At 27.9% G+C, this 12942-nt stretch carries 10 protein-coding genes; 8 read left to right on the forward strand and 2 right to left on the reverse strand.

Going from position 1 to position 12942, the window contains the following annotated elements; translation table 11 throughout:
- The first annotated feature begins 184 nt into the window (after positions 1 to 184).
- On the forward strand, positions 185 to 1675 hold the full coding sequence (locus tag Q1X91_RS12065) for a hypothetical protein (protein ID WP_300757801.1): 1491 nt from the start codon (positions 185 to 187) through the stop codon (positions 1673 to 1675).
- Positions 1676 to 1701: 26 nt separating this feature from the next.
- Complete coding sequence (locus Q1X91_RS12070; protein WP_300757803.1) at positions 1702 to 2601, forward strand: patatin-like phospholipase family protein; 900 nt, start codon at positions 1702 to 1704, stop codon at positions 2599 to 2601.
- 1 nt (position 2602) lies between these two features.
- Here Q1X91_RS12070 and Q1X91_RS12075 read toward each other — a convergent pair whose 3' ends face one another.
- Positions 2603 to 2908 carry a hypothetical protein gene (locus tag Q1X91_RS12075; RefSeq protein ID WP_300757805.1) on the reverse strand — a complete coding sequence of 102 codons (306 nt, stop codon included), beginning with the start codon at positions 2906 to 2908 and terminating at the stop codon, positions 2603 to 2605.
- Positions 2905 to 3987: a glycosyltransferase gene (locus Q1X91_RS12080; protein WP_300757808.1), complete on the reverse strand. Its 1083-nt coding sequence runs from the start codon at positions 3985 to 3987 to the stop codon at positions 2905 to 2907. The genes Q1X91_RS12075 and Q1X91_RS12080 overlap by 4 nt, the downstream gene beginning before the upstream one ends.
- A 72-nt stretch (positions 3988 to 4059) precedes the next feature.
- Here Q1X91_RS12080 and Q1X91_RS12085 point away from each other — a divergent pair, with 72 nt between their 5' ends.
- The 6 genes from Q1X91_RS12085 to Q1X91_RS12110 all read left to right on the forward strand — a co-directional run.
- Positions 4060 to 6801 (forward strand): tetratricopeptide repeat protein, encoded by a 2742-nt coding sequence (locus Q1X91_RS12085; RefSeq protein ID WP_300757810.1) that lies wholly within the window; start codon positions 4060 to 4062, stop codon positions 6799 to 6801.
- Between the two features lie 698 nt (positions 6802 to 7499).
- Positions 7500 to 8879 (forward strand): chromosomal replication initiator protein DnaA, encoded by a 1380-nt coding sequence (gene dnaA, locus Q1X91_RS12090; RefSeq protein WP_300757812.1) that lies wholly within the window; start codon positions 7500 to 7502, stop codon positions 8877 to 8879.
- A 517-nt stretch (positions 8880 to 9396) separates the two neighbouring features.
- A complete protein-coding gene (locus Q1X91_RS12095; RefSeq protein WP_300757815.1) occupies positions 9397 to 10023 on the forward strand; it encodes a nucleotide exchange factor GrpE in 627 nt (208 codons plus the stop codon).
- Positions 10024 to 10044: 21 nt separating this feature from the next.
- On the forward strand, positions 10045 to 10254 hold the full coding sequence (locus tag Q1X91_RS12100; protein ID WP_013112545.1) for a hypothetical protein: 210 nt from the start codon (positions 10045 to 10047) through the stop codon (positions 10252 to 10254).
- A 91-nt stretch (positions 10255 to 10345) separates the two neighbouring features.
- Entirely contained in the window at positions 10346 to 12262 is a 1917-nt protein-coding gene (gene dnaK, locus Q1X91_RS12105) for a molecular chaperone DnaK (protein WP_300757818.1), read from the forward strand.
- 119 nt (positions 12263 to 12381) lie between these two features.
- The coding region (locus Q1X91_RS12110; protein WP_300757821.1) for an ankyrin repeat domain-containing protein at positions 12382 to 12942 on the forward strand (561 nt) is incomplete at its 3' end.

The following is a 12942-nucleotide window of genomic DNA, read 5'->3' on the forward strand; positions in this document are numbered from 1 at the left end:
AAAGAATACATTCTACTTTAAATTATGATACTCCTATGCTATACTTTAAGAAATTAAGGAATACTTAAATGCAATATGTATGGAACCCGTGCATTATTTATATAATAACATAATTGTTAAAAAAAGCAATAGATTGTATAATATACACATTCATTTTATACTTATTATATTTATTGGAGTTATCATGAATTTAGCTATACCTTATGAAAATGAGATTAATGATAAAGATAAAACAATAATACAAGAATATATACTTAATAATATAAAAGAATATGAGCATAACTCTACTAAACTTACAGAATTAACCATAGAAGCAGTATCCGCTTTAAGTGCTGGAAAGTCAAGAACTGAATTTTTATCAAAACAAGGTTTTTTCAAAAATATATTTAATTCCATAACAGGACAAAATAGAAAGGTAAGAGGTGAGATAGATTATAATTATATATTAGTAAAAGATGCTTCAATAAAAATGATAGAGTGTTTAGCTGAGCAAAATAAAATAACTTATGAAGGACTCATATATATAAATAATAAATTAAATAATATAGAACAAAATATTGAAAAAGAACTTGTAACTATATGCAATAATATAAGAGAGTCTTTTAACTATATACTTAATAAAATAAATCAGGAATCCAATAGAATAGATTCGCTTGAAAAAAAGGTTCAGCTTTTAGAGTTTAAGGCTTCGGCAAATATACTTGAATTTGATAATATTAAATATAATGATATGGATAATATTGAAAAGATTATATGTTTGAGTAATGATCTCTTTTCAAAAATATGCTACAGTAATGAAAACTCTATTACCAAAGAGCATATTTACATGATAAAATCTATACTAATGGATTTTAATATAGATTCTGAGGCAAAAACTAAAGTAATAGATATATATAATAAATTGATTGATAAGCCTAATTTTATAGATAAAATTTTTTCTAATATTAAATACAATATATATCTTCCAAATTATGTTATACCTATATTAAGCGGTATAAAAAAATTGGATAGTCTATCTAAAGAAGAAAGCTATATAATAACATCAATACTCAATTTTGGAAATGCTGATGTATCTAGTATAAAACTTAATTTAATAAATGAATACGGAATGAATATATCAAATTTTGATTATAATACAGAGATAACAAATTATGATATTATAATACTGATAATGAATGAATTAAAAATGATATCCAAAAAAACAAATTTTCCAAGTAAAAATAATTTTGTAAGTATAGAGTCCAGAGTAGAATTGGCAAAAAAATATTTCTCTGAAAAAAAATATAAAAAAGCTGTAAAAGAATGTGATATTATATTAAGCAAAGAAAAAGATAATAAAGAAGCACATAATATAAGAATAGAGTGCATGTATAAAATACTTATAAAAGAGATTCAATATTATGAAAAGCCTTTATGCTACAAAGAGACTGCCAAAATATATTTGATAAAAAGAGATTATGAAAATACAATGAAATACTTAAATAAATATTTTGATTATTGTTCATCAAATAAAGATATATACAGATATAAGCAGAAATTAGAGGATCAGTATAAAAAAATAAAATTATATAAAGAGAAAATGGATAAGAAGATAGAGAAATCAGCAGATAAAAACAAAAAAGATTATTTAGAGTTTATGAATGATTTTTGGGGAGTATATTTAAGTAAGATTTAATAGTATTTAGGAGTTATAAATTATTTATGAAAAAATTAGGTTTAGTATTAGGCGGCGGCGGCGGACTTGGAAGCTATCAGATAGGAGTTTGGAAGGCTTTAAAAGAATATGAAGTTGATAATATGATTAAAGCTATTGCTGGAACTTCTGTAGGCGTTCTTAATGCATGCTTAATAGCACAGAATAATTATGAGATAGCTGAATATATTTGGACTAATGAAATAGAAGATAAAATATTATCAAAAAAGAAAATTGATAAAAATAATTCTTTTATATCTTCAAACGGAATATTCAGTAGGGAAGGGCTTATAGAGATAATAGATAAGTATTTAAATATTGATATTATTGTAAATTATCAGTATCCTATATATGCAGCTGCTGTAAACTTAAAAAAAATAGATGTAGAATATTTTAAGCTAAACGGCAGAACTCATCAGGAAATAAAAGAAATAATGATGGCAACAAGTGCTATACCTTTAGTATTCGGAAGACAGAATATAAATGGAACTGACTATGTTGACGGCGGAGTTGAAATATTAAACGGAAATAATCTTCCTTTAAGACCTCTTTATGATGAGAACTGCGATGAGATAATAGTTATTAATTTGTATAAAGATGCTGCTATAGAAAAATCTTCTAATTGCAAAGTATATGAAATAGTGCCGAGTAATGATATAGGCGATTTTTTTACTGGTGCTATGGATTTTTCTCTTGAAGGAGCTAGAATGCGTCTTGAAGAGGGATATAAAGACGCTAAAAATATATTGAAGCAGGTTTTTAAAATGGGGCATACTCAATTAGAAAGCATGGAAAACAGTAATAGAATGTATCAAGATGAAATAAGAAATGAGATAAACAGAAAACAATTAAAAAGAGAATTGAATAATGCTATTGATAGTTTAAGAATAAATGATAATAATAAATAAGTTATATAATTTCAGCATTTAATAAATGAGATATTTCTAGTATTATATCATTTGCTCTTTTATCGTCAGAGCTTAATGTTAAAGATGATAATTCCTCGTATATATTAAGTTCTATATTATCAATTATTACTTTTTTGCTGTATTCGCCTCCCATAATATTGGACTGTTCATCTTTAAATATGATGTCTTTATATTTATCTTTTAAAATATTTGTAAGCACTAAAATAGGAGCTTCATCATCAAAGCTGTCATCAATACAGTAAAGTTCGTATTTATTATTAATTTTTCTTAAATACCATTTATTCATATGCTGCCCTGAGAAAAAGCATTTATAAATCCTAGTATCTTATTAGTATTTTCTGCTTCATTAATAGAGCTCATAAACATTTCATATGTCTTTTTATTTTCTGACATTTTTTTTATTTTTGATATTATTGATATAGGATTTTTAGAATTATATATCAATGCATTTTTTTCATCTAATGCTATTTCAGCTGAAGAGCTATTTTCATCTATTATAGGAAGTGTTTTATAATGCCAAGCTGCCATTAATTGAGTATAAAAAGAGTCTTTTGTATTATGTATTATAATAGCATTTGAATTTGATATAATCTCTGCTATGTATGCATTATTATCTTCATCTATAAAATCAACATATTGTTCTATAGATAATTTGCTTATATTTTCTTTTAATTCTTTATCGTATCCTATTATTTTTAATCTGTATATATTTTCAGTTTCTTTTAAATACTGAGCATATGCAGCAGTACATTTAAATATAGTGTCTTCTTTATCATAAAATATTACTATTGATTTATCTTTTTCTTTACTCTTATTTATAAAAATATATGGAGAAAAATAAGGCTGTATTACTTCTATATTTTTGATATCTTTATGCAAATATAGTAATCTTTCTTTTATTTTACTGCTTCCGCATATAATTATATCCATATTTAATGTATGCTCATAATCCAATTTTATAAGTCTTTTTTCTGTTAATTTAGTTTTATTATCTTTTTTCTCCTGAAAATATAAATGATTCTGAAAATTAAGTGCATACCATACTATAACAGGCATTTTATTTAATCTTTTTTTTATGAATATATTTTTTGTCATAGAAGCGATTATATTCATAGGGAAGTCCATAGCTATAATGGCGTCGGCATTTTCTGATATATTTGCTATATCTTTAGCTGATTTTGCAAATAGTAATGAAGATAGATGTTTTCTTGCTATATATGCAGGAAAGTTTTTTGAGAATGATTTTGAAAATACAGTTATTCTTATTCCAGATTTATAAAAATGCTCTATCATATTTAGCATAAACTGATTTGATTTGTCTTTTATATTTCCTGCATTCGATATCAATATAACTATCTCTTTCATTCTTACCTGCTTACTTAATTAAAATATTTCAAGTTCTATTCCGATACTAAAAATAGTAAATAAGGACTTGTTATGAAATTAAAAAATATACTGCTTATAATTTTTACATTATATATTTCGGCATATTCCAGAGATATTTTACAATATCATTTTGTGATGGAAGACAGGAATATAAATATTTCTTTAGATGATATAAAAGCACATACTAATAATATAGCTATTAGTAATGATAATATTATTAATAGAGAATTAGAAACAGCTGAAAAATTAGCTATGGAAGGAAAATTTTTTGAAGCTATTGAACTTTGTAATAATTTAGAAGCTAATTATACAAATTATTATAAGCTGTATTATATAAGAGGATTATCATATTTCAGACATTCAGATTTACATTATGCCGCTTTAGATTTTACAAAACTTTTATCTTTATATATAAACGCAAACGATACTGATAAAGTTTATAGTTTGGCAGGGAATTTTTTTGAAACTATAAATGAATATGAAGAGACTGTAATAACTTATCTTACAGCATATAAGGCAACAAATAATCCTTATTGGCTGTTTTTAGCTGGTAATTCTGCCTTAAAAAACGGCGATATAAAAAGTGCAAATTCATATTTTCAAAGCTCTCTTAAAGATAGCCCGTCTTACGGAAATGAGGGGCTTGGAGATTTAAATTTATTAAATAATAGGTATGATGATGCTGTTAATAATTATAAAAGTGCTAAATATTCAAATGAAGAAGATAAAATTAGAATACAGAGTAAAATATCAAATGCCGTAGTAAAAAAAGAGCTTTATTTATGGGATAAACAGATTCAGGCTAAAAATTATACTAATGCTCTTTCAATATTAAATAATATCTCTTCATATTCTGCAGATTATCCAGAAATAACTGTAGCTTTGGGTAAAACATATTTTGAAATTAAGGATTATCAGAGTGCAAAATCTATTCTATCAAAATTAATATTGTCAGAAAAAGATTTTGATGAGGCTTATGCTATTTTAGCTCAAATATCTTTATATGAAAATAATGAAACAGAAGCTATAAAAATATTAGAAAACGGACTTGAATATTGTTATAATAAGCCAAGACTTTATGAAACATTTGCTTCTATGCTTTATGATATAGGATATACTTACTATCCTGATAACATCATATCTCAAATAATTAATTTTTATAACATATCTGATGAAAATAAAATTGAATACAGTAAAAGTTTAATAAGAAAAAAAAGATATACTGAGGCAAAAAAACTATTATCTGAAACTACATCTTACAAAAATATTGCTGATGAATTATTAAAGAATATAGATTATAATATGATACTTGATAAAGCCGATCAATTAAAACAGAAGAATTATTATGTAGATATGATGCAGTTGTTATCTATGTACAGATTTTACGGTACTGAAGAACAGCTTAGAATAGGATATATTGCCGATGCTTATTATAAACTTGGTTCTATAGATAAGGCTATAGATATATTAAAAGAAGGTTTTAATGCTAATATAATCAGTGTAAATAATGTATTATTGTTAAGAAAATTATTAGAAATAAGGGCTTCAAATAATGATACCTCTCTTTATCAAAAAGAAAGAGACATCATAGATATAAAGGCAACAGAATATTGGGAAGAGGAATTAAAATTAAATTTAAATTTGGTTACTGATAGAATATATGAGTTTATAAGGTTTAATCAATTTGATGAGGCTTTGGCATATATATCTGACTTAAGAAATAAAAATTATGATGTTGCTTATATTAAAAAAATAGAATCTGTAACTTACGGACTTTATGCGGCTTATCTCTATGAAAATAAACAGTATGAAAATGCTTCTAAAACTGCAGCTTTGGCTATTAGAAGAAACAGAAGCAATTATGATGCTTTGGCTGTAAAAAATGAGATGGATGTCAATTCATATTTAAGTTCTATAGGTTCTTATGATAATATAAATGCTTATGTTTCTTTATCTTCTACTATGAATGAAATTTTAAGAATTGCTCCTGCATATATAGAAAACAGAATAAGACTTGCAGAAAGCTATATAAGAGAATATAACATAGAAGGATTTAATATAATAAATAAAATGACAGAATATATTAATGTATATGGCGGAAAAGACATGCTGCTTGGAAGAGAATATAATAAGGCTTATTTGTATTCTTATTCTATGAAATGTTATGATAGGGCTTCAAAATATTTAGATGTAAACCCAATTTATATAGCTGAAACTGCTGTACATTTAGATAATTATACATCTTCATCTATTGATGAGCTGCTTAATAGAAATACTAATACTAAAGACGGACTTTATGCTTCTTCAAAACTTTATACTGATATTGGCGATTATAGTAATGCTATGAAGTCTATTAATAATGCAATAGCTTTAGATAATAATAATATTAATTATATTTATCAAAAGGCTTATATTAATGAGCTTATAGGAAATACTAAAGAGGCATTGAGTAATTATCAAAATATAGTTAAAATAAATAAAAATTATGCTGCGGCAAATTATAGGGCTGCTCTAGTATATTTGATTAATTTTAAAGATGATATCAATGCAGAGAATTATGCATTAAACTATTTGGCATTGCTTCCAGATGATTACAGCGGATATGAACTTCTTGGAAAGATTTATAAGACAAGAGCAGAAAAATATATTGATAAAAATACAAATACTCTTCTTAAAGAGGCATTAAATAATTATGAAACTGCATTAAGCAAGGCTGTATGGGGAAAGGATGCAGAGGCTAGAAAGAATATACTTAAAGAGATTGACTATATACAGAAAAGGCTTCTTGAATAGTATTTATTATACGTAAACAATTATAATTTATCATGGAAATGTGTTTTTTAATTATATATTTACGTGTGAAGGTAGATTCTTTTAGACGCTATATTCCAACTCAATGAAATAATTATATTTTGACATATTAGACTTGTTTCAAAAGTACTTGACAAATAATTTTAATAGTTTATTGTTTTATGTTAAATTATATAATATTAATTATCATGCAAATCGTATGTTTTACATGTTGTATAATTTATCATTTTAATATATGAATATGCAGTCTTTCACCGAAGGTGTACAGAGTATGCTTCTCGCCGCAGGCGTACTTCGTATGGGTCACCACCGAGTAGGTGCCTTGCCTACGGCACGCAGAGCGGACGGCAAAAGAAGCGGGGGGTGCCGACGCAAAATGCGGACTTCGTCGGCACGCAGAGCGGGCACGACTGTGTGCTTCGCAGGGCTAGTCCCCGCAATTATAAATAAAAATAGTTTTGAAACAAGTCTATTAAATATCATGATATAAAAATTAGTCTTTTTTGCAGCTTTTTTCAAAAATAAAATTATTTCATTATAAAAACAATTTTGATGTATAAGTTTACAAAATAATATTAGGTATAATATGTAAAATTATCATAAAAATGAAACTTCTATACTTTCGCTGATAAATACCGATGATAAAATTGTTAGAATATAGTTATAAAGATAATTGAATTATGGAAGATATTAAACAGTATTGGAATGAATTTTTAAATATTATCAGCGAAGATGATGAGTTTACAGCTGTAGCTTTGCTTAAAGGCAGTGTATTTGTTGTAGAAGATAATAATAAGGCTGCTATTGTATGCTCAGGAGATTTTGCGGCTACTCATATAAAAAAAGATTTTTTAGGACGAATAAAAGATTTTTTTAATGATAAATGCTCAGATAATATAGATATCGATGTAAGAGTTGATGCAGATTTTGTTAATGAGCATTTAATTCCTGAGGAAGAACATCAGGAGAAATCCGAAACTACTAATAATAATGCGGAAGTATCTAATGCTGTAAAAAAAGAAGTTTCTAACAATAAATCAAATTTAAACGACTATTTCAGATTTGATAATTTTATACAAGGAAATAATAACAGATATGTATTTGAAGCTGCTAAGTATGTATCATCTAACCCTGGTAAGGAGTACAATCCTTTTTATGTATATGGAAGCGTAGGCATAGGGAAGACTCATTTACTTCAGGCTATAGGGAACAGCTATCTTGAAGCCAATCCTAATGCTAAAGTGCTTTATATAGATGGAAGCGGATTCAGAGATGAATATGTATCATGCCTTCAGAATAAAAAACCAGAAGTTTTTAAAAGAAAATATAAATCATTAGATATGCTTTTGTTAGATGATTTACAGCTTCTTGAAAGTGCTCAGGAGACATCTAAGGAATTATTCGAAATTTTTCAGGCATTGGATAGTGCTGCAAAACAGATGGTATTTGTCAGTGATAAACCTCCAAAAGAATTGAGAAATATTGAATCAAGATTAAAAAATAGATTTGAAAAAAGCCTTATCCTTTCAATAGAGCCTCCTCAATATGAGACAAGACTTGCTATTATAGAAAGAAAATTATTTGATTTGCATACTTCCATAGACGAAGAAGTAATGAAATATATGGCAGAAAATATTACTACAGATGTAAGAAAGATAGAAGGTGCTATAAGGGCATATTTATCCGTTAGAGATTTGATGAAGCTTACACCAGATGTAGAACAATGCGAGAAAATGGGTATATTTAAAGATTATTTTACCAATAAGCCTAAATTAAAAAATGCCACTGTTAAAGAAATTAAAAAAATGGTTGCTGATTATTACGGTATAGAAATGTCTTCTTTTGAGAGCAAAGACAGAACCAAATTTATAGCTAAAGCAAGACATGTTGCTATATATTTATCTTGTGAATACTCAAAAAAATCAGTTACAGAGATAGGCTTGGAGTTTAACAGAGATCATGCTTCCATAATACATGGAAGAGATAAGGTAAAAGATGAATTGAGAAGCGGTTCTCATTTATTTTCAGAAATTAATGAAATTATATCCAATATTTCATAGTTTTTATAATATTTTTTATAAAAATTCGAAAAAATAGATTGACATTTGTCATATATTGTATATAATAAAAAAGTATTGTTAAATTAATACAATTTTTCATAAACCTCCTTATCACCCTGCTGTTTTTTATCAGGGTGATACTTTTTTAACCCTTTTTCTTTTTATATAAGCAATTACAGTAATATTTATACATTCCTTTTTTATAATAGTATTAAAATAATACATTATTCATTAAAGATAATGTATTAAAACTATACATAGTCTCATGAAAATGTATAATATTTCGATTCTAATACTATAGCCATTTTATATATTATAGTTCATTATATGATAAATATATAGTATAATGCTACATATTATACGTTTTATAACCTTATTTTATGTTTTTATAAGTTTTTGCCTTTACCAGCATATTATAAAAAATAATTTATGTTGGCACGTTTCTTGCATATATATAGACGTATGCCTGATCAAAGACTTCAGGCAGTAATAATAAATATCCATTAAAGGAGATTAAATGGAAGAAGAAATAAAAGAAACGAATGAAAGCGGTGATAAAGAGGATACTAATAAAGAGAATAATGAAGAATTGGAAAATACAAATACTACTGAAGAAAATAAAGAGAGCAACAATGAAGAATCTTCTAATGATGAGGTTGCAGAATTAAAGAAAAAAGTAGAGGAGCTGCAAGAGGAAGCTTCTGATATGAAAAATAAATATATGTACGCTATGGCAGAAGCAGAGAATATCAGAAAGAGAACAGCTAAAGAAAAAACAGATGCAATAAAAAGAGCAAATAAAGGATTATTATTATCGCTTTTAACTTTCATGGATAATTTTGAAAGAGCATTAAAAGCCGGCGAAAAAGATGAGAATATACAAGGCACTGAATACTATAAAGGTATAGAGCTAATACATAAACAGTTTATAGACTTTATGCATGACAATGGAGTTTCTGAAATAGAGTCTTTGGGAGAAGAGTTTGACCCTAATGTACATGAAGCATTGACTATGATAGAAGTTCCAGAACTTGATAAAGAAAAAGTTGTTGAAGTTTATGCTAAAGGCTATAAATTAAATGATGAGCTTTTGAGAACAGCTAAGGTAGTAGTAGGAAAACCTCCTGCGGCACCTAAAGAGTAAATAAATTAATTAGGAGATTTTATGGCACATATTCAACTTTTTAGAGCTTATTACGAGCCGAAAGCAGACAAAAAAGAAAGTATACAGCATATAAACAGAGTTCTTCAGGATTTGACTGATGCGATTAACAATCACATCAAAGACAAAGAAGTAATCAATGTAGACCTTACTACTTCACATTTGGGTAATGGTCATACTGAATATGTTGTTAGTGTTCTGACGAAAGACTGACAATAAAATATATAACAAACAATCTTTATACTAATATTAATTTATAATATTAAAAAAATATTAATTAAATGATTAAAAGGAGAAATTTATTATGAGTAAAATAATTGGAATAGATTTAGGAACAACAAATTCATGTGTATCAGTAATGGAAGGCGGAAAACCTGTAGTAATAACAAACAGTGAAGGAAACAGAACAACACCTTCTATAGTAGCATTCACAAATAAAGGGGAAGTATTAGTAGGTCAGCCTGCTAAAAACCAAATGGTAACTAACCCAGAAAATACAATATTTTCTATTAAACGTTTTATGGGAAACACTTATGCTGAAGTATCAGAAGAACGTTCAAGAATGCCTTATACAGTTATAGAAGACGGCGGAAAAGTAAAAATTAAAACTTTAGAAGGAAATTTCACTCCTCAGGAGATAAGTGCTAGAATACTTCAAAAAATGAAACAAACAGCAGAAGAGTATTTAGGTGAAACAGTAACTGACGCTATTATTACAGTACCTGCATACTTTAATGACAGTCAAAGACAATCTACTAAAGATGCCGGACGTATTGCTGGACTTAATGTATTAAGAATAATAAACGAACCTACAGCAGCAGCATTAGCTTATGGTATGGAGAAAAAGAAAGATGAAAAAATCGCAGTTTATGACTTGGGCGGCGGTACTTTCGATATATCTATACTTGAATTGGCTGACGGAGTATTTGAAGTAAAAAGTACAAACGGTGATACTCACTTGGGCGGTGATGACTTTGACCAAGCTATAATTAATTGGCTTATAGATGAGTTCAAAAAAGATACAGGCGTTGATTTGAATAATGATAAAATGGCTTTACAAAGATTAAAAGAAGCAGGCGAGAAAGCTAAAAAAGAACTTTCAAGCTCATTACAAACAGATATTAACTTGCCTTATCTTACAGCAGATGCATCAGGTCCTAAACACTTGAATGTATCTTTGACAAGAGCTAAATTTGAAGATTTAATCAGAGATTTGGTAGAAAAAACACGCATACCTTGTGAAAAAGCATTGAAAGATGCAGGACTTTCTATAGGCGATATAGATGAGGTAATACTTGTAGGAGGTTCTACAAGAATACCTATGGTTCAGGAAACAGTTAAAAACATATTTAATAAAGAACCAAACAAAAGCGTAAACCCAGATGAAGCAGTAGCAATGGGAGCAGCTGTACAAGGCGGTATTATCAAAGGTGATGTTAAAGATGTACTTCTTCTTGACGTTACTCCGCTTTCACTTGGTATTGAAACAGAAGGTTCAGTAATGACTGTTTTAATCAACAGAAACACTACTATACCTACAAACAAAAAACAAGTATTCTCTACAGCAGCAGATAATCAGTCATCTGTAACTATCAGAGTATTACAAGGTGAAAGAAAAATGGCTAATGATAACAGAGAGCTTGGAAGATTTGACTTGGTAGGCATACCGCCTGCACCAAGAGGAGTTCCTCAAATAGAAGTATCATTTGATATAGACGCAAACGGTATAGTACATGTTACAGCTAAAGATTTGGGTACTGGTAAAGAACAAAAAATAAGAATAGAATCTTCAAGCGGATTAAGCGAAGATGAAATAAACAGAATGGTTCAGGATGCTGAAAAACATGCTGAAGAAGATAAAAAGAAAAAAGAAGAAGTTGAAGCTAAAAACAATGCTGACCATATGATTTATCAGACAGAAAAATTATTAAAAGAAAACGGAGACAAATTACCTGCTTCTGACAAATCAGAAATTGAGTCAAAAATGAGTGCTTTGAAATCAGCAGTAGAATCTAATAATACAGATAATATTAAAAGAGCTACAGACGATTTACAAGCAGCATGGAACAAAGCTTCAGAAGCACTTTATAAACAAGCAGGTGCTCAGCAAGGTCAGGCAGATGCAGGACAGCAGGCTCAGCAAAACAACAGCCAAGATTCAGGCAGAAAAGATGATGGTGTAGTTGATGCTGATTATGAGATAGTTGATGATAATAAATAACAAAATAGATAAAAAGTAAAAGTTGAATATATAAAGTCTAATGGGCGATTGGAAGTTAATTTTTTGAAAGTGTTGATTTTCAATCGCCTATATTTTTAATGTTTATTAGGAAGTAATTTATGAAAAGAAATATAGAATTAGAAAAAGCAGCCGGACTTGGAGATTTAGAGAAAGTAAAAAATATATTAGAAACAACAGAAGAGTTTGAACATAATGAACTTCATATTGCTAGGCATTGTGCTTTTATAAAAGGTTATAGAGATATAGTAAAACTTCTTCTTATTTACGGCGGAAAACTTCACAGAAATTTGGATAAAATTGATTTCATCAATGGAGAAGGCGAACTTGAGTTTTATTGTAGAGAAGGTGATTTTGAAATGGCTGAGCTTTTAATAGCCTCAGGAGTTGATGTAAATGCTAAAGATGATGATAATTGGACTGTTTTGATGTTTGCTTCAATAAATGGGCATTTAGAAATAGTGAAATATTTGATAGATAAAGGTGCTGATATAAATGCTAAAAGTAATAATAATGTAACAGCTTTGATGGTGGCTTCAGAGAAAGGGCATTTGGAAGTAGTAAAATATTTGATAGATAAAGGTGCTGATATAAATGCTAAAGATGAATTTGGTAATTGGACAGCTTTGATGTTTGCTTCAGAGAATGGGCATTTGGAAGTA

Origin of the sequence: uncultured Brachyspira sp. (assembly GCF_949287625.1) — a bacterium.
In the GTDB taxonomy this organism is placed as follows: domain Bacteria; phylum Spirochaetota; class Brachyspiria; order Brachyspirales; family Brachyspiraceae; genus Brachyspira.

What these genes read in the sequence shown, in the direction of transcription:
- dnaA (WP_300757812.1), top strand. Translation starts at nt 7,500, where the DNA reads ATGGAAGATATTAAACAGTATTGGAATGAATTTTTAAATATTATCAGC.
- Q1X91_RS12100 (WP_013112545.1), top strand. Translation starts at nt 10,045, where the DNA reads ATGGCACATATTCAACTTTTTAGAGCTTATTACGAGCCGAAAGCAGAC.
- Q1X91_RS12095 (WP_300757815.1), top strand. Translation starts at nt 9,397, where the DNA reads ATGGAAGAAGAAATAAAAGAAACGAATGAAAGCGGTGATAAAGAGGAT.
- Q1X91_RS12075 (WP_300757805.1), bottom strand. Translation starts at nt 2,908, where the DNA reads ATGAATAAATGGTATTTAAGAAAAATTAATAATAAATACGAACTTTAC.
- Q1X91_RS12085 (WP_300757810.1), top strand. Translation starts at nt 4,060, where the DNA reads ATGAAATTAAAAAATATACTGCTTATAATTTTTACATTATATATTTCG.
- dnaK (WP_300757818.1), top strand. Translation starts at nt 10,346, where the DNA reads ATGAGTAAAATAATTGGAATAGATTTAGGAACAACAAATTCATGTGTA.
- Q1X91_RS12065 (WP_300757801.1), top strand. Translation starts at nt 185, where the DNA reads ATGAATTTAGCTATACCTTATGAAAATGAGATTAATGATAAAGATAAA.
- Q1X91_RS12080 (WP_300757808.1), bottom strand. Translation starts at nt 3,987, where the DNA reads ATGAAAGAGATAGTTATATTGATATCGAATGCAGGAAATATAAAAGAC.
- Q1X91_RS12070 (WP_300757803.1), top strand. Translation starts at nt 1,702, where the DNA reads ATGAAAAAATTAGGTTTAGTATTAGGCGGCGGCGGCGGACTTGGAAGC.